This is a genomic window from Pseudomonas sp. ATCC 13867, from assembly GCF_000349845.1.
Lineage (GTDB): Bacteria > Pseudomonadota > Gammaproteobacteria > Pseudomonadales > Pseudomonadaceae > Pseudomonas.
This window is the reverse complement of sequence record NC_020829.1, coordinates 3503828-3521618: the sequence shown is the minus strand read 5'-3', so window position 1 is coordinate 3521618 and position 17791 is coordinate 3503828. Positions and strand designations below refer to the sequence as shown.

9 protein-coding genes and 2 tRNA genes are annotated in these 17791 nt (G+C 63.8%); 7 read left to right on the top strand and 4 right to left on the bottom strand.

Annotated elements, in window-relative coordinates; genetic code table 11:
* Position 1: 1 nt before the first annotated feature.
* The 6 genes from H681_RS15580 to H681_RS15555 all read left to right on the top strand — a co-directional run bounded on the left by H681_RS15580 (position 2) and on the right by H681_RS15555 (position 6490).
* Positions 2–77: transfer RNA gene (locus H681_RS15580), tRNA-Gly, on the top strand.
* Between the two features lie 86 nt (positions 78–163).
* Positions 164–239: transfer RNA gene (locus H681_RS15575), tRNA-Gly, on the top strand.
* Positions 240–547: 308 nt separating this feature from the next.
* Complete coding sequence (locus H681_RS15570; protein ID WP_041712068.1) at positions 548–2356, top strand: type I secretion system permease/ATPase; 1809 nt, start codon at positions 548–550, stop codon at positions 2354–2356.
* Positions 2337–3650 (top strand): HlyD family type I secretion periplasmic adaptor subunit, encoded by a 1314-nt coding sequence (locus tag H681_RS15565; protein WP_015477836.1) that lies wholly within the window; start codon positions 2337–2339, stop codon positions 3648–3650. The genes H681_RS15570 and H681_RS15565 overlap by 20 nt, the downstream gene beginning before the upstream one ends.
* Positions 3651–3652: 2 nt before the next feature.
* Positions 3653–5032: a TolC family outer membrane protein gene (locus H681_RS15560; protein ID WP_015477835.1), complete on the top strand. Its 1380-nt coding sequence runs from the start codon at positions 3653–3655 to the stop codon at positions 5030–5032.
* 702 nt (positions 5033–5734) lie between these two features.
* Positions 5735–6490 (top strand): response regulator transcription factor, encoded by a 756-nt coding sequence (locus tag H681_RS15555; RefSeq protein ID WP_041712065.1) that lies wholly within the window; start codon positions 5735–5737, stop codon positions 6488–6490.
* A gap of 201 nt (positions 6491–6691) precedes the next feature.
* Here the strand turns inward: H681_RS15555 and H681_RS15550 are convergent, their stop codons facing one another.
* The 4 genes from H681_RS15550 to H681_RS15535 form a co-directional block, all read right to left on the bottom strand.
* Positions 6692–13087: a DUF5801 repeats-in-toxin domain-containing protein gene (locus H681_RS15550; protein ID WP_015477833.1), complete on the bottom strand. Its 6396-nt coding sequence runs from the start codon at positions 13085–13087 to the stop codon at positions 6692–6694.
* A gap of 281 nt (positions 13088–13368) precedes the next feature.
* Positions 13369–13779 carry a PA2817 family protein gene (locus H681_RS15545; protein WP_015477832.1) on the bottom strand — a complete coding sequence of 137 codons (411 nt, stop codon included), beginning with the start codon at positions 13777–13779 and terminating at the stop codon, positions 13369–13371.
* A 72-nt stretch (positions 13780–13851) separates the two neighbouring features.
* Positions 13852–14271, bottom strand: a complete 420-nt coding sequence (locus tag H681_RS15540; RefSeq protein WP_015477831.1) for a PA2816 family glutamine-rich protein — start codon at positions 14269–14271, stop codon at positions 13852–13854.
* Between the two features lie 128 nt (positions 14272–14399).
* Positions 14400–16835, bottom strand: a complete 2436-nt coding sequence (locus H681_RS15535; protein ID WP_015477830.1) for an acyl-CoA dehydrogenase — start codon at positions 16833–16835, stop codon at positions 14400–14402.
* Positions 16836–17056: 221 nt separating this feature from the next.
* Here H681_RS15535 and H681_RS15530 point away from each other — a divergent pair, with 221 nt between their 5' ends.
* Positions 17057–17728 (top strand): transglutaminase-like domain-containing protein, encoded by a 672-nt coding sequence (locus tag H681_RS15530; protein WP_015477829.1) that lies wholly within the window; start codon positions 17057–17059, stop codon positions 17726–17728.
* The last annotated feature ends 63 nt before the right edge of the window (positions 17729–17791 follow it).

Genomic DNA, 17791 nt, shown 5'->3' with positions numbered 1-17791 from the left:
TGCGGGAATAGCTCAGTTGGTAGAGCACGACCTTGCCAAGGTCGGGGTCGCGAGTTCGAGTCTCGTTTCCCGCTCCAAATTCTCGATTGTCGCCGAATGGCGATGACCGAAAAATGAAATGGCGTTACTCTTCGGCGAAAGCTGAAGGTTGCAATAAGTTGATGCGGGAATAGCTCAGTTGGTAGAGCACGACCTTGCCAAGGTCGGGGTCGCGAGTTCGAGTCTCGTTTCCCGCTCCAAAATCGAAACACCGCCCTTTGGGGCGGTGTTTTCGTTTGTGCGGCAGAAAAATCCGTGCCTTTGACAAAGCCCGCTCGCAGCGGGCTTTTTCGTTTCCGGGCCCAGCGCTTCCGGACGCATCGCTCGGCGGCGACCGCGGACCCATGCCGCGTGCTCGGGCTTCGAATCGCAGTCGCTTCGAGTGCTCGCCGTCGGGCTGTTGTCACGCGGTATACCGGCTGTCCGGGAGTGTCTGGCCATTTGCTACACAGAGTCTTTCGGCGTGATCTAAGCTCCACGAAGGTTGGCCTCTCGAGCAGAGGTTTCCATGCGAAGCACACCTGAAGACAGTCTCAAAAACGCGTTGAAAGCCTGCCGCGAGAGCTTCTTTTTTGTTGGCTTTTTCAGCTTATTCATCAATGCGCTAATGCTCGTTCCAACCTTCTATATGCTGCAGGTGTATGGACGAGTGATAACCAGCGGAAGCCTGACGACCCTGTCCATGCTGACGTTGATCATGACCGTGCTGGTGATCACGCTCGGCTCCCTGGAGTGGATTCGCTCGCGCATCATGGTTCGGGTCAGCACCCGGCTGGATGTGTTGCTGAGTCGTCAGGTCTACAAGGCCAGTTTCAAGCGGGCCCTGGACAGTGGTGGCATGGATGCCTCGGCGCAGTCGCTCAACGATCTGACGGGTTTGAGGCAGTTCCTTACCGGCAGCGGGCTGTTCGCCTTCTTCGACGCGCCCTGGTTGCCGATCTATATCGCCGTGATGTTCCTGTTTCACCCCTGGTTCGGCTGGGTGGCGACGGGCAGCGCCCTGGTGTTGCTGGTGCTCGCGTTCGTCAACGAGAAGCTGACGGCGCCGGCACTGGCCCAGGCCAACAAGGAACATATCGGGGCGACGCTCTACACCACGAAGAACCTGCGCAACGCGGAAGTCATCGAATCGATGGGCATGCTGGAAACCCTGATGGATCGCTGGGGGAGCCGGCAACGGAACGTTCTGCTGCTGCAGTCCCTGGCGAGCGATAAAGGGGCGATGATCACGACGCTTTCCCGGACCTTCCGGCTCCTCGTGCAATCCCTGGTGCTGGGGTTGGGGGCGTACCTGGCGGTGGACCATCAGGTGGGGGCGGGCATGGTGTTCGCCGGAGCCGTGCTGCTGGGCCGTGCCCTGGCTCCCATCGATCTGCTCATCGGCAGCTGGAAGGGCTTCATTTCGGCGCGTTCGCAGTACGGCCGCCTGAATGAGGTGCTGGGCAAGCTGCAGGCGCAACCCGAGCGCATGCCGTTGCCGGCGCCCCTGGGGCACATGCAGATCGAGAACCTGGTTGTCGCGGCGCCGGGCTCGACGATTCCGATCATCCGAAACATCAGTTTCAGCGTACCCGCCGGCTGCGTGGTGGGCATCATCGGCCCCAGTGCCGCGGGCAAGTCGACCCTGGTCAGGGCGCTGCTGGGAGTCTGGGCGCCGCAGCGTGGGGTGGTCCGCCTGGATGGTGCGGACATCAGCACCTGGGACAAGCATGCGCTCGGTCCGCATGTCGGCTATCTGCCCCAGGATATCGAACTGTTCGAAGGCAGCATCGGCGAGAACATTGCCCGTTTCGCCGAGGTCGATCCGGAGAAGGTCATCCAGGCGGCCAGGATGGCGGGCGTGCACGAAATGATTCTGCTATTGCCCGATGGCTACGACACCGTGATTGGCAGTGAGGGCATCATGCTATCGGGCGGGCAGCGCCAGCGCATCGGGCTTGCCCGTGCCTTGTATGGCAATCCGCGGCTGATCGTTCTCGACGAGCCCAACTCCAACCTCGACGACGTTGGCGACCGTGCCCTGGCGGTGGCCATCCAGCAGCTCAAGCAGACCGGTGCGACGCTGTTCGTCATTACCCACCGCACCAACATCGTGTCGCAACTCGACCGGCTCCTGCTGATGAACGATGGAATGGTCACGCTCTACGGATCCCGCGACCAGGTGCTGGCCGAACTCAACGCGAAGCAGTTGCAGGTTCAACAGCAGGCGCAGCAACAGGCCCGGCAGCAGGTGCATCAGCGGGTCATGCCGGCGGGCGCCAGTATCGCTCCGGTGGACACCGGCAAGGACGACTGCGATGTCCAGTCGTCAAATTGAAAGTTTCGTCGACCTGCCGATCTCGGACCGCAAGATCCGTCGGCTGGGCCTTGTCATCGTCGGGGTGACCTTCGGCCTGTTCGGCACCTGGGCGGCGTTCGCCCCGCTCGATGGTGCCGTCTACGCGCCCGGAGTGGTCACCGTGCAGACCTACCGCAAAACGGTCCAGCACCTTGAGGGCGGCATCGTCAAGGAGGTGCTGGTCCACGACGGCGACATCGTCAAGCGCGACGATCCGCTGATCGTTCTCGATGATGCCCAGTTGCGCTTCGAATACGAGATGACCCGGAACCAGCTTGTCGCGACCGTGGCGATGGAGGCACGCCTCAAGGCCGAACGCGACGCGCTGTCGGCGATCGGTTTTGGGGAGTCCGCCGATCTCGCCAGCCCGCGAGGCATGGAGGCGCGCCAGAGCGAGACTCAGGTGTTCAATGCCCGGCAGGGCTCACGGCTGGGACAGATCGCGGTGCTGCGCGAGCGCATCGGCCAGTTGAATCAACAGATCAGCGGGCTGGAGGCGGTGATCGATGCCAAGCTTCAGCTCGAGCGATCCTATCGCGGTGAAATCGGTGAGCTGTCCGATCTGCTGAGGCAGGGGTTCGTCGACAAGCAACGGCTGGTCGAGCAGGAACGCAAGCTGGGGATGCTCCGCTCCGAGGTGGCGGATCATCGCTCCACGATCAACCGGGCCCGCCTGCAGATCAACGAGACACAATTGCAGATCCTGCAGGTCGACAAGGATTTCAACTCCGATGTCGCCAAACAGTTGGCCGAGGTTCAGACCAGGATCTATGACCTGCGGGAGAAAGCCTCGGCGCTGGAAGACCGGCTCAGCCGCATCATCATCCGCGCGCCCGACACGGGCATGGTCATTGGCATGACCGTGCACACCGTGGGCGGCGTCGTGCATCCGGGGACGCCGCTGCTGGACATCGTTCCATCGGTTTCCGAGCTGGTCATAGAGGCTCAGGTGCCGCCGATGGATATCGATCGCATCGCCGTCGGCAAGCGTGCCGACATCCGTTTCAGCGCGTTCAATAGCGCGACCACTCCGGTGATTGAAGGCGAGGTCAGCAATGTCTCGGCTGATCGGCTGATCAACGAAAAGAGCGGGACTGCCTATTACCTGGCGCGGGTCCGGGTCACCGAGCACGGCGTGCGCACCCTGGGTGAGCGCAAGCTGGTGCCGGGGATGCCGGCGGACGTGTTGATCATTACCGGGCAGCGCACGCTGTTGCAGTACCTGATGCAGCCGGCCCGCAACGCCCTGTCTCAATCGATGATCGAGGAGTGATCATGGGCCCATCGGCGGTTCTGCTGGCGGGTGCGTTCATGCTTGCGGCGGGAGGCGCCCTGGCGCAAACCGTTGCGGCAACGCCGGCTGGCGTCAGTGTTTCGACGGATTCCACCGACCTCATGCAGCTGTATCGCGAGGCGCGGCTGGAGGATCCGAAAGTCCTCGCATCCTTTGCGCAAGCGCAGGCGGGCCGGGAACATCAGCGCGAGGCAATGGGCGCGTTGCTGCCGCAGGTATCGCTCAACGCCGGGACAAACCGGATTCACCAGGAAAGCGACCTGGTGCAGGACAGTTACGATAGCGAGAGCTACAGCCTGGTGCTGCGCCAGTACCTCTACAACAAGGCCGCGTGGGAGAACTATCAGAAGTTCAAGAGCCTGGCCCGGCAGACCGAATCGGCGGCGCTGGATGCCCAGGCGGAGGCCACCGTGGAGTTGGCGCGGCGTTATTTCACGGCATTGGCGGCCGAGGATGAGCTGGAACTGGTGAGGGCGGAGCGGCAAACCACGCAGGAAAGCCTGGATCGGGTCAACGCGTTGTACGAGAAGCAGCTGGCGCTGATTACCGACCAGCTCGACCTCAAGGCCAGGGTGGACTTGCTGGCGGCGCAGGAACTGGAGGCTGGCAACCAGGCCATCATCAGTCGCGAGGCGCTGGCGGAGATCGTCGGGCGACCGGTCAAGGAGCGGCTCAGTCGGGTGCGCGATGACGTGCATCTGCGGGTTTCGGCGCAGAGTCTGGAAAACTGGGTTCGCGAAGGCATCGCGCAGAACCCGGCGCTCAAGGCCAGTGAAAGCGGCGTCGAAGCCGCGGGCGCGGCGTTGCGCAGCGGCAAGGGCGGGCACTACCCGACCCTGAGCCTGAGCCTGAGCGCACAGCAGACCAACGAGGGCTACAACAATGCCCTGGCGCCGCGCACGGACAGTTACGTCGCCGGAGTCGGCATTCAGGTGCCGATCTACAGCGGCGGCTCGACGTCGGCGCGGGTCCGTGGGCTCTACCAGGATCAACTGGCCGCCGAGGAGCAGTTGGAGGAGATCCGTCGCCGGGTGGTCAAGGAGATCACCAGCGCTTACCTGACCGCCAATTCCAATGGCGAAAAGATCGAGGCGAACCGGCTGGCCCTGTCCTCGGCGCAACTGTCACGGGTGGCGGCGGAGAAAGGGCTGAGCTACGGCATGGTCAATGCCGTCGACGTACTGGCCGCCGTACGCAACGAGTTCCGCGCTCGGCGGGACCTGCTCAAGACGCAATACGAATTTCTCAGCAATGTATTCACCCTCAATCGCTGGGCGGGAAAACCACCGGTCGAAAGCGTCGAAAGCGTGAATGGTTGGCTGAGTCCCGGCGTTCCCCGCCAGGCCTTCCAGCATCCCTGAGCCTGCCGGGCCGGTTGCATGCGGCCCGGTAGCCGATCCTCGCTCCCTTGCGCCTGTAGGCGCGGCCTGCTCTCGCCTGGGGTCTGCTCGCTCACCCTCATCCGCGTTGCCGGGCGGGTCGCTGACTTCGTCAGGATTCGGCTGTGTGTGATGCGGCGAAGCAGGGTTAGACGATAATTTGACGTAATCGTCATTCTGTGCTTTTTTTGATCGCCTTTCGTCGTTTAATTGACGATCTACGCCGGGGTCAAGTGCGAGCAGCAAGGCCTCCAAGGTGCATCCAAGACCTTGATTTCAGGGGCTTAACGCCATTCTTCGAGCGGATTGGCAGAGGCGACTGGCGCGAGGTTCGAGCCGACCTCAGGTGGAGAGGCTGATCGGTAGCCCACTGGGCTGGCCTAGACTCAGTTGACCGATTCGAGGGAGCACGGCATCGCTGGGCAAGTGATAGCGGTTCCTGTCCGTGTTGTCTCGACGGCTCTGTCCGGCTGCTGGAAACGTCCGCTGCCTCTGCCGGTACAGCGGGTGGACGTCCCCCCAGAGCCGGCAGAAACCCTGGTTGTCCACACCCGGACGGCCTTGGTCAAGGCCTGTCGACGCTGGTACCTGTCCTTCGATCACGCAGGCCAGGCGAGCGAATCGTTGATCCCGAAAGGCCCGCGGGTGGAGGTCATCGTTCATTTTTCAAGGAGGTCAGAGAAAATGCCTGACCACAGAAAACCGATACGTGTGATGCTGATTGACTGTCGTCCCCTCGTTCTGATGGGCCTGCACGACTTGATCAATGCCAGGAAGCCCCGGATGGAAGTGGGCGGCCAGGCCACCACCTATACCTACGCGCTGGACCTTGCGGACCGGTCGCGTCCCGATGTGATTTTCTTCAGTTTCTTCCCCGATGTGCTGAACCCGCTGGAGGTCATCGCGGAACTCACCCGCAGCGCCGAAATGAAAGTGCTGGTCCTCAAGGGGTTGTACGAAGCCGTACCCGTTGCCCACGCGATAGAGGCGGGGGCGCGTGGCGTGGTGCTGGCGGAGGATCCGACGGAGTCGATCATCCAGGCCATCATCAACGTTCACCATCGCGATATCGGGCTGGACAGAGCCTGGGCCGGGGGGCTTTCCGGTTATGCCGCGAGCGGGCACGTTCCCTTGAAATGCAACCTGGAGCAGGCGAAACAGGCGCGGCTGACGCTGCGCGAGCGAGAGCTGATTCGCGCCATCGTGGAGAAACCGTCCGCCAAGTACATGAGCATCGCCGAGCGCCTGGGCATCAGCGAACACACGGTGCACAACCACCTCAGCAGCATTTATCAGAAGCTCGACCTCATCAATCGCATCGACTTGCTGATGTATGCGCTCAAGCACGGGCTCACCAGCAGCGAAAATCCGCCCGAGTCCACCTGGGTGGAACTGGATCGACTCGCACGCCAGAACACCCCTCACCTTCGGGGCGCCTAGCGCGCCACCGCCCCAGGTGGAGCGTGATGCCATTCCCGCGGTTCTCGCCGTGTGAACGGGTATGTCTCCACCGCGTTCTTTAAGCCTCAGGGTGCCCGGACGTTCGTCGCGGAGGCGCTGGCGCGGAGCTCATCCCGGCAGCGCAAAAAATGCGAGGGTGGTTTTCACGCCACCCTCGCATTCATTCGCTCAGGCGATGTTTCAGACACTGCCATGAACGATGTCGGTATTCAGGATGTCGACTCCGACCAGGGTGATGGTCGTGACTTGTCCGCCCGACTCGGTAACCGTCACGACACTGTTCGCGCCGCTGGTGTCGATCGAATCGACCACGGCGTTCTGGTCGCCATTGAGCACCAGGGTGTCCCGCTGGCCCGCGGTCACATCGAAGCCGGTGACCTCATACTTGCCCTCGGTACGGGACAGGTCGACGTTGAAGGCCTCCTGCGTACCGGCGATGCCCGCCAGCGTGAAGTCGAAGGTCGAGCCCGCCTTCTCGTTGGCGAACAGGTTGGCGGTAAATGCACTGGTTGCCGTATCACCGTCCTTGTCGGTGACCGTGGCGTTGAACGACAGCTGGATGTCACTGGCGAGGTTTTCGACCTGCTGGGTGAACTCGATTACCGGGATCTTGACCGCGCCCTTGCCCATCGTGAGCTGGACTGCGTCGATCATCTTCCCGCTGGCCGCCTGGATGGTGAAGGACTGCTGGTTCCCGGCCTCCGCGGTCAGGTCTCCGGCCAGCACCTTGGTCGGCGCACCGGAAATCGTGTCGTCGGAGTAGTAGATCGTGTAGTACAGCTCCTCCGTGGCCGGGTTGTAGCCCTGCAGCGAGTTGTCGATGAAGACCTTCATGGAGGTCAGCAAGGTCTCGGGATTGACGACGAAGCTCTCGTCACCGGCATTGATGCCGGTCGTGTTGTTGCCTTCGAAGTTGTTGTTGGCGATACCGATGCCCGACGTACTGACGTTCATCGCGGCCGTGCCGATGTACGAGGGCAGGGGATCGGTCTGCAGTTGCGTTTCGGTGAGGTCGTCCTCCCCGGATCCGATGCCGATCTGGATGCTCTCCGGCAGTGCCGTCGGGACTGCGGCAAAGAAGACGACATGTTCGGTGCCGATCGTCAGTGTGCGTACCGGGTCCGGACCGCCCGCATCAAGCGAGCCGTTGGCACTGCTGAGGGTGTGCGTCGAGCTGAAGCCTTCCAGCAGGTCCAGTGTGTAGGTGCCATCGGCGAAGGCTGTCAGCGTGTAGTGGACGGCGGGGTCCGTGGTGCCGTCGTTGTTGAAGTCGGCCGTCAAGGTTCCGTCGAAATGGAATGCGCCGTTAGCGTCCGGTGAGGGTGACTGCTCGGTGAGCGTACCGCTCCCGGTCGCGGTCGAGTTGTCGGGCCTGACGAGGGTGAACTGGTCATTCACCAACGAGATATCCAGGCCGGCCGCGCCCAGTCCGTCGGTCCCGTACGACTTGTCCCAGTATCCCAACTGCGGAAGGACACTGCCGGTGCCGACCAGATTGCCGAAGGCAAGCGAGGGGCCGTCATCTTCGAACCGGAAGGCACTGCCGATATCACGGGATACCGACGCGGTGTCGCCGTCGCCGTCAGTGATGGTGGCTGTCAGCGTGATCAGATTGGCTGCTGCCAGGCCAGCGGCGGAGGCGCCGGCTTCAACCGGATCCAGTGGATCGTTGTGCATCACCGAGTTGTTCTGCGTCAGCGTCACGGCGCCCGTATTGGCGGCGACCGTGATCATGAGCGCCACGTCTCCCGCTGGATCGGCCATGTTGCCTGCGGTTCCGACCCGACCCAGGACCGCGCCGTTCTGCAGGTAGAGGTAGATCTTGTGACCCGACTGCGAATCCACCAGGCCGCTGTCCACGCCACCGTCGGCGCTGACTCCGAGGGAGTAGGTAACCGCGTCGGCGTCCTGGACATTATCGTCGTCGGCATCCTTGAAGCCATCCTTGCCGAAGTCCGGGTTGAACAGGTCGGCGAAGCTGGTAGGGCCTGCGCTGTCCGGGATATGGGTGTCGTCGGTGGTCAGCGTGGGTACCGAGGCTTCACTCGGGGTGATCGACGGGCCATCGTCCTCGAACTTGAAGGCGTCGCCGATATCCCGTGAGGTCGAGGCAGTGTCGCCGTCACCGTCAGTGATGGTGGCTGTCAGTGTGACCAGATTGGCCGCTGCCAGGCCCGCAGCGGAGGTACCGGTTTCAGCTGGATCCTGCGGATCGTCGTGTACCACCGAGTTGTTTTGCGTCAGCGTCACGGCGCCGGTATTGCTATCGACGGCAATCGTGAGGGCGATGTCTCCGGTGGGATCGGCCTGGCCAGCGGCGGTGCCAACCCGGCCTACAACGGAGCCGTTTTCCAGGAACAGGTAGATCTTGTCGCCCGACAGGGTGTCTACGAGACCGCTGTCCACGCCATTGTCGGCGCTTACGCCGAGGGAGTAGCTGATTGCATCGGCATCCTGGGCGTTGTCGTCATCGGCATCCTTGAAGCCATCCTTGCCGAAGTCCGGGTTGAACAGGTCGGCGAAGCTGGTGGGGCCTGCGCTATCCGGGATATGGGTGTCGTCGGTAGTTAGCGTGGGCGCGGAGGCTTCACTCGGGGTGATCGACGGGCCGTCGTCCTCGAACTTGAAGGCATCGCCGATATCCCGTGAGGTCGAGGCAGTGTCGCCGTCGCCGTCAGTGATGGTGACTGTCAGTGTGACCAGATTGGCCGCTGCCAGGCCCGCAGCGGAGGTACCGGTTTCAGCTGGATCCTGCGGATCGTCGTGTACCACCGAGTTGTTTTGCGTCAGCGTCACGGCGCCGGTATTGGCATCGACGGCAATCGTGAGGGCGATATCTCCGGTGGGATCGGCCTGGCCAGCAGCGGTGCCAACCCGGCCCACGACCGTGCCGTTTTCCAGGTAGAGGTAGATCTTGTCGCCCGACAGGGTGTCTACGAGGCCGCTGTCCACGCCATTGTCGGCGCTTACGCCGAGGGCGTAGGTAACGGCGTCGGCGTCCTGGACGTTATCGTCATCGGCATCCTTGAAGCCATCCATACCGAAGTCCGGGCTGAACAGGTCGGCGAAGCTGGTGGGGCCGTCGCTGTCCGGGATATGGGTGTCATCGGTGGTCAGGGTGGGTACCGAGGCTTCGCTCGGGGTGATCGACGGGCCGTCGTCCTCGAACTTGAAGGCATCGCCGATATCCCGTGAGGTCGAGGCAGTGTCGCCGTCGCCGTCAGTGATGGTGGCTGTCAGTGTGACCAGATTGGCCGCTGCCAGGCCCGCAGCGGAGGTACCGGTTTCAGCTGGATCCTGCGGATCGTCATGCACGACCGAGTTGTTTTGCGTCAGCGTCACGGTGCCGGTATTGGCATCGACGGCAATCGTGAGGGCGATGTCTCCGGCAGGATCGGCCTGGCCAGTAGAGGTGCCAACCCGGCCTACAACGGAGCCGTTTTCCAGGAACAGGTAGATCTTGTCGCCCGATAGGGTGTCTACGAGGCCGCTGTCCACGCCATTGTCGGCGCTTACGCCGAGGGAGTAGCTGATTGCATCGGCATCCTGGGCGTTGTCGTCATCGGCATCCTTGAAGCCATCCTTGCCGAAGTCCGGGTTGAACAGGTCGGCGAAGCTGGTGGGGCCTGCGCTGTCCGGGATATGGGTGTCATCGGTGGTCAGCGTGGGTACCGAGGCTTCACTCGGGGTGATCGACGGGCCGTCGTCCTCGAACTTGAAGGCGTCGCCGATATCCCGTGAGGTCGAGGCAGTGTCGCCGTCGCCATCGGTAATGGTGGCTGTCAGTGTGACCAGATTGGCCGCTGCCAGGCCCGCAGCGGAGCTACTGGTTTCAGCTGGATCCAGTGGATCGTCGTGTACCACCGAGTTGTTTTGCGTCAGCGTCACGGCGCCGGTATTGGCATCGACGGCAATCGTGAGGGCGATATCTCCGGTGGGATCGGCCTGGCCAGCGGCGGTGCCAACCCGGCCTACAACGGAACCGTTTTCCAGGAACAGGTAGATCTTGTCGCCCGACAGGGTATCCACGAGACCGCTGTCCACGCCATTGTCGGCGCTTACGCCGAGGGCGTAGGTAACGGCGTCGGCGTCCTGGACGTTATCGTCATCGGCATCCTTGAAGCCATCCTTGCCGAAGTCCGGGTTGAACAGGTCGGCGAAGCTGGTGGGGCCGTCGCTGTCCGGGATATGGGTGTCATCGGTGGTCAGCGTGGGTACCGAGGCTTCGCTCGGGGTGATCGACGGGCCGTCGTCCTCGAACTTGAAGGCATCGCCGATATCCCGTGAGGTCGAGGCAGTGTCGCCGTCGCCGTCAGTGATGGTGGCTGTCAGTGTGACCAGATTGGCCGCTGCCAGGCCCGCAGCGGAGGTACCGGTTTCAGCTGGATCCTGCGGATCGTCATGCACGACCGAGTTGTTTTGCGTCAGCGTCACGGCGCCGGTATTGCTATCGACGGCAATCGTGAGGGCGATGTCTCCGGTGGGATCGGCCTGGCCAGCAGCGGTGCCAACCCGGCCTACAACGGAGCCGTTTTCCAGGAACAGGTAGATCTTGTCGCCCGATAGGGTGTCTACGAGGCCGCTGTCCACGCCATTGTCGGCGCTTACGCCGAGGGAGTAGGTGATCGCATCCGCGTCCTGGATATGATCGTGGTCGGTGTCCTTGAAGCCATCCGTACCGAAGTTCGATGTGAACAGATTGGCCAGGCTGGTTGGGCCTGCGCTGTCCGGGATATGGGTGTCGTCGGTGGTCAGCGTGGGCGCGGAGGCTTCGCTCGGAGCGATCGATGGCCCATCGTCTTCGAAGATCATCCTGGAGCCGATTTCGGCATGGTCAGCCGCGACCTGGACCAGCATGAAGCCGCCGATGTCGAAGTCGGCATGGGTGTTGCCCGTGGCGTTGAGCGCGGCGCCGTTCTCGACGAGCACGCGGTTGTGGTCTCCCTGTGTGGTGTATTCGATCTTGTAGCCGGCCTTCACGCCGGTGATCGTAGCTATCCCGGAAGCAATCGTGATCACGATGCTCCCATCGTTCACCGAGCCGTCCGAGTTTTCGATCACCTGCCCGGTGCTCTTGTTGATGACGCGGACGCTGGTGATTTCGACGGCACTGTCGTCGGAATAGCCGTTGACGAAGTCCACGCCGGATTCTTTATCGGTGGTGAATGCGCTGATCTTTACGACGGCACTCTTGCCGCTTTGCAACTGCACCACGTCAAAACTGGCCGCCTTCGCATCGAAGAGGCCGGTAAAGTCGATGTTGGCTTCAACATCGGCTTCATTCTGATCCAGGTTGGGGATGGTCACGCTCTGCTTGGCGCCGGTGACGAAGGTAAAGCGGATGCCCTCCTGCTCCACGATCATCTGGTTGTTGGTGCCGAAGGTGGTTGGACCACCCCCCTGGCTGGTATTGATCGTGTCACCGCTGGTGATGTTGGCGCCGGCCGACTGGTCCGCGGGGTTCTTGCCCGTGGCGATGATGGCGGGGCTCGAGATCCTCACGGTGTTGCCGTCGAGGTATGTTTGCGGGCTCGCCGTCGTGTACATCAGGAAGAGGTTCTGCCCGGAGGGGGCGTTTTCCAGGCTGAATGTCAGGTCCTGGCTGGCGCCGATGAACACGGTGTCGTGCAGGTCGAGAGCGTCGTCGGGGTCGGTGGCGTCGGAATGCTGGATCGGTTGGTATTCCACGGTCCAGATCTTGCCGCCGGTGGGCGGCGATTGGGGCGAGTCCTTTATCTCCTCGATATAGGCGGCGAAGACTATCGCGCCGTTTTCCCCGGCGCGGCCCAGCAGGATGTTGTTGTCCGTATCCGTGTAGAGAAGGATGCTGGTGCCGTCGAGGGTCAGCAGCCCGCTGTCATCGCCATCGAGCGGTTTACCATCGACGCCGACGAAGCTGACATCTGTGATGTTCGCTCCGGAGAGGCTGAACGCCGTGCTGCCCGTGTCGCCCACGGCACCCGTATAGCCACTCAGGGCCGCGCCCATTGCGGTACCTGCCTCCAGTTCCGCCAGCCGGTCGGAGAAGGTCGTGGGTAGACGGCTCAGCAGGATGTCGTTGTCGTCAGCATCTCCAGAAGTGCCCGACGAGGCGATGGCGTTCTGCAGTTCGGTGGTTTCGTCCAGGGTAACGAGCACTCCGGGCGTCACGGTGATCAGGCCGCTGTCGGTGAACGATGCCATCGCCAGCGTGTCGTCGGCGGTGCCGAAGGTCTGATCGGCGCCGGTCGAGGCCGCGCTGAGCTGGAAGGTCGCGCCGGCCGAGTCGTCGGGGTTCACGTACCAGGAGGTGATGACGCTGCCATTGGTTTTACCGTCGAGATCGCCGGCGCCGCCATCGGTTACGTACCAGGGCGCGTGTCCTGCGCCGGCGTTGCCATCGAGCACGTCGTCGGGCGTGCCCCACGTTCCATCCGGGCCGGCGCTCGTGGCGTGGCGTACCTGGAACATCACGGTGCTGCCGGCGGCGAAGCCGTTGGCCGTGATGCTGGCAGTGCTACCGGGGGCATAGTCTTGCTGGTCGGTACTGACAGAGGCGTCGCTCGTGGACGAGGCGTTTTTCTTGTGGGTAGCCATGAACATTCTCCCTTGCAGTTCCATTCGTTGAGGCCGGGCTGCTGGCCTTTTACTGCCACATGCCACAACTATGGGGATGCGTCGGGGGGCTGCGCATCGGCTGATACTCCCAGGCGGGGTGGGAGTTTCAGCCTATGGAGGCGAGGGTGGCGAGGGAGGCGCCGCGACGTCGCTTCGCGGGTGCCCGGCGGCCGTGGCGTCTGATCGAAACGCTTCGAATGTCAGGGTATCGCCCATGAAAAAGCCCGCATCGTGCGGGCTTTTCTCGTTTTCAGATGCCGTCAGTGCTTCGGCGCGTCGTCCGGCAGGGCGAGTATCTGCTTCTCGCGGTTCCAGTCGAAAGACTCGCCGTTCTCTTCGGCTTCGAAGCGGCGCTCGTCAAGTTGCTGATACATCTGCAGCTCTTCGTCGGGCATGAAGTGCAGGCAGTCGCCGCCAAAGAACCACAGCAGGTCGCGCGGGACCAGGTGGGCGATCTGCGGGTAGCGGTGGAAGACCTGGCTGATCAGATCCTGGCCCAGATACTGGGCGCCTTCCGGGTCACGGGGCAGTTCGCTCATCAGTTCATCGAAGCGTTCGAGGAACAGGCCGTGGTTTTCTTCCGGCACCTGCTCGGCTTCGCCCAGGGCGCCAAGGATGGTGCGCAGGTGGTTGAGCAGGGCGAGGTGGTGGTCGAGATAGGCGTTGGCCATGATGCTTCCTCTGGGACAGCGTTGAAACGGCTGCGAAGTATATCGACATCGGGTTTCGCCGGCACTGCCGGACTATCGGCGCAGCGGTTGCGACTGGATTTGCCGGCGGCGGTTGTCGATCTGCTGTTGCTGCATGTCGAGCTGGCGTTGCTGCTGGTCCAGGCGCCATTGCTGCTGGTCGTACTGCTGGCGCTGGATCACCTGGTCCTGCAACTGGCGACGCTGCTCCTGCAGCCGCTGGTTATTCTGCTGGCGCCTGAGGTTTTCCTGCTCCAGTTGCAGCCGTTGGCTTTCGTACTGCAGGCGCTGGCGGTCCAGTTCGTTCTGGCGCGTCTCGCTCTGCCGTTGCAGGCTGTCCTGCTGTCGCTGGATGGGATCGATGACCGGCGTGGGCGGTGCGACCGGCCGTGGCCGGCTGGGATAGAGCCAAGGGTCGGCCTGGGCGCCGCCGGCGAGCAGGATCGCCAGCAGCAGGGGGATGCTTCGGCGCATGGCGCATTCTCCATGACGGGGATAGTAGCAGTGTGCACCCTGCGGCCGGCGGTGGCACTGCTGTGTGTCGGTAAAGACGCACATCGAAAAGGGGCGCCCGCAGGCGCCCCGAGTCGTCGCCGGGTGCTTCAGTCGGCCTTGCCCTGCAGTTCCTCCGGAGAGAAGTCGTCCACGTCGATCACGGCGCGGCGCGCGCGTTCGGCTTCGTGCAGGGCTTGCGCCTCGCTGGCGTCGAGCACGCCGGCGTCGCGCGCAGCGTCGATGGGCGACTGGCCGGCGGCGGGGACGATGCGGCCGTCGCGCAGCGCCTGGCGCAATTTCTCCTGCAGCGGCGCCGTCTCGGCGAGCCGGTCGTAGGCCACGCCGAGCTTGCCGACCGGGTCCTGCGGGTCGTCGGGCAGGAAGGCGCCGGCGAGGATCGCCTGCAGCGCCGGGTCGTCCTGCGGTCCGCCGAGGATGGCGGCGATCTCCGCATCCAGGGCGTCGCCAGGGCCGCGATGGCGGCGGCCCAGCGGCAGCACCAGCACGCGCAGCAGGCAGGCGAAGGGGCGGCTGGGGAAGTTGTCGATCAACCCGGCCAGCGCCGCTTCGGCCTTGCACAGGTTTTCCTCCAGCGCCCAGCGCAGCAGCGGTTGCAGGTATTCCGGGTTGTCCAGGTCGTGGTAGCGCTTGAGCGCCGCCGAGCCCAGGTACAGGTGGCTGAGCGCATCGCCCAGGCGCGCCGACAAGCGTTCGCGGCGTTTCAGTTCGCCGCCGAGCAACATCATGCTGACGTCGGCGAGCAGGGCGAAGGCTGCGGCCAGGCGGTTGAGCGCGCGGTAGTACGGGCGGCTGACGCGGTCGCCCGGCACCTGGTCGAAGCTGCCCAGGCCAAGGCCCAGCAACAGGCTGCTGGCGGCGTTGCTGACGGCGAAGCCGGTGTGCCGCAGCAGCAGGTCGTCGAACTCGCGCTCGGCCTGGTCCTGGTCGTCGCGGCTCGCCAGTTCCATTTCCTTGAGCACGTACGGATGGCAGCGGATGGCGCCCTGGCCGAAGATCATCAGGTTGCGCGAGAGAATGTTGGCGCCCTCGACGGTGATGAAGATCGGCGCCGACTGCCAGGTGCGTCCCAGGTAGTTGTTCGGGCCCATGATGATGCCCTTGCCACCGTGGATGTCCATCGCATGGGCGATGCACTCGCGGCCGCGCTCGGTGAGGTGGTACTTGAGGATGGCCGAGAGCACCGAGGGCTTCTCGCCCAGGTCCACCGCGCTGGCGGTGAGGATGCGCGCGCTGTCCATCATCCAGGCGTTGCCGCCGATGCGCGCGAGGGCTTCCTGGATGCCTTCGAAGGCCGCCAGCGGCACGTTGAACTGCTCGCGGATGCGCGCGTAGCGGCCGCTGACGTAGCTGCCGGTCTTGGCCACGCTGGTGCCCACCGCCGGCAGGGAGATGGAGCGACCCACCGACAGGCAGTTCATCAGCATCATCCAGCCTTTGCCGATCATGTCCGCACCGCCAATGATGCAGTCTAGCGGCACGAACACGTCCTTGCCGGCGTTGGGGCCGTTCATGAAGGCGGCGCCCAGCGGTACGTGACGGCGGCCGATCTGCACGCCGGGCGTGTCGGTGGGGATCAGCGCCAGGGTGATGCCCAGGTCTTCTTCCTCGCCCAGCAGGTGGTCCGGGTCATGGCACTTGAAGGCCAGGCCGAGGAGGGTGGCCACCGGGCCGAGGGTGATGTAGCGCTTTTCCCAGGTCAGGCGCAGGCCGAGAACTTCCTCGCCGTTCCACTGGCCTTTGCAGACGATGCCGATGTCGGTCATGCCGCCGGCATCGGAGCCGGCCTGCGGGCTGGTGAGGGCGAAGCAGGGGATTTCCTCGCCGCTGGCCAGGCGCGGCAGGTAGCGCTGGCGTTGCGCGTCGGTGCCGTAGTGCAGCAGCAGTTCGGCCGGGCCCAGGGAGTTGGGTACCATCACGGTGGAGGCGAGATCGCCGCTGCGGCTGGCGAGCTTCATCACCACCTGCGAGTGGGCGAAGGCGGAGAAGCCCTTGCCGCCGTATTCCTTCGGGATGATCAGGCCGAAGAAGCCCTGCGCCTTGATGAACGCCCAGGCTTCCGGCGGCAGGTCCATGCGCTGGCCGATGTCATGGTCGCTGACCAGGGCGCAGAGTTGTTCGGTGGGGCCGTCGACGAAGGCCTGCTCTTCCTCGGTCAGCTGCGCGCGCGGATAGCCGAGCAGGGTGCCCCAGTCCGGGCGGCCGCTGAACAACTGGCCGTCCCACCAGACCGTGCCGGCCTCGATGGCCTCGCGCTCGGTGTCCGACATCGGCGGCAGGGTCTTCTTGAACCAGGCGAACAGCCGCGAGGTGAACAGGCTGCGGCGCAGGTCGGCAGCGAGGATGGTCATTGCCGCCACCGCCCACAGCAGCCAGAACAGCACCATCCAGCCGTGGGCGCGGCTGAGCAGGCTCATCAGCACCAGGTAGCCGGCGACCAGGCCGAGGGCCTTGAGTGGCGCGGTACGTCGATGGGCCAGCCAGGCGACCCCGAGAATCAGGACGAGCAACCAGAGCAACAGCATGGGGATTCCTCCATGACAGTCCGCCACGACAACAGGCCGCGGCGGGCTTGATGACGAATGGTGCGCGGGCAGGGCGCGGGGTACCTGCCGCAATGCCCCGCAAGCTTAGCCCGTCGAACAGGATCAATGGCTGCTTGGCCGGACAGCTTGGCCGGATTGCCGTGCCTGCCGGGCGCGCCGGCTGGTTAGACTGACGGGACAGGCATCGCGGAGACAGCTTTATGCAGGAATACCTCAAGCCCAGCCGCTTCGTGGATAGTGACCACCCCGGGGTGATCGAGTTCGCGGAAAATCACCGGGGCCAGGGCGGCACGCCGCTGGAGCAGGCGGTAGCGCTCTACTACGCGGTGCGCGACCGGATCCGCTACAACCCCTACGTGTTCAGCCTCGACCCGCAGACCCTGTGCGGCAGCCACGCGCTGCAGGCCGGGCAGTCCTACTGCGTGCCCAAGGCCACCCTGCTGGCGGCCTGCGCCCGGCATTGCGGGATTCCCGCGCGGATCGGCCTGGCCGACGTGAAGAACCACCTGGCCACGCCGCGCCTGCTGGAACTGCTGCGCAGCGAAGTGTTCGCCATGCACGGCTATACCGAGCTGTTCCTCGACGGCCGCTGGGTCAAGGCCACGCCGGCCTTCGACATCGGCCTGTGCGAGGCTTTCGGTGTGCTGCCGCTGGAGTTCGATGGCCGCAGCGACAGCGTGTTCCATCCGTTCAATCGCGAGGGGGCGCGGCATATGGAATACCTGCGCAGCCACGGCCAGTTCGCCGATGTGCCGGAGGCGTTCTTCTTCGGCTACCTGCAGCAGTGCTACCCGCACCTGTTCGCCGGGACACAGGAGCCGCTGGCAGGCGATATGCGTGCCGAGGCGGCCAAGCATGAAAGCAATCGATAGTCATCATCAGTACAGACGCCTTTTTTCCTAGCGCCCGAGCCGGTAGGGTGCCGTCATCCAAAG

Excerpts from the sequence above, each read along its gene's own strand:
- H681_RS15570 (WP_041712068.1), top strand. The coding sequence starts at position 548 with ATGCGAAGCACACCTGAAGACAGTCTCAAAAACGCGTTGAAAGCCTGC.
- H681_RS15565 (WP_015477836.1), top strand. The coding sequence starts at position 2,337 with ATGTCCAGTCGTCAAATTGAAAGTTTCGTCGACCTGCCGATCTCGGAC.
- H681_RS15560 (WP_015477835.1), top strand. The coding sequence starts at position 3,653 with ATGGGCCCATCGGCGGTTCTGCTGGCGGGTGCGTTCATGCTTGCGGCG.
- H681_RS15555 (WP_041712065.1), top strand. The coding sequence starts at position 5,735 with ATGCCTGACCACAGAAAACCGATACGTGTGATGCTGATTGACTGTCGT.
- H681_RS15550 (WP_015477833.1), bottom strand. The coding sequence starts at position 13,087 with ATGGCTACCCACAAGAAAAACGCCTCGTCCACGAGCGACGCCTCTGTC.
- H681_RS15545 (WP_015477832.1), bottom strand. The coding sequence starts at position 13,779 with ATGGCCAACGCCTATCTCGACCACCACCTCGCCCTGCTCAACCACCTG.
- H681_RS15540 (WP_015477831.1), bottom strand. The coding sequence starts at position 14,271 with ATGCGCCGAAGCATCCCCCTGCTGCTGGCGATCCTGCTCGCCGGCGGC.
- H681_RS15535 (WP_015477830.1), bottom strand. The coding sequence starts at position 16,835 with ATGCTGTTGCTCTGGTTGCTCGTCCTGATTCTCGGGGTCGCCTGGCTG.
- H681_RS15530 (WP_015477829.1), top strand. The coding sequence starts at position 17,057 with ATGCAGGAATACCTCAAGCCCAGCCGCTTCGTGGATAGTGACCACCCC.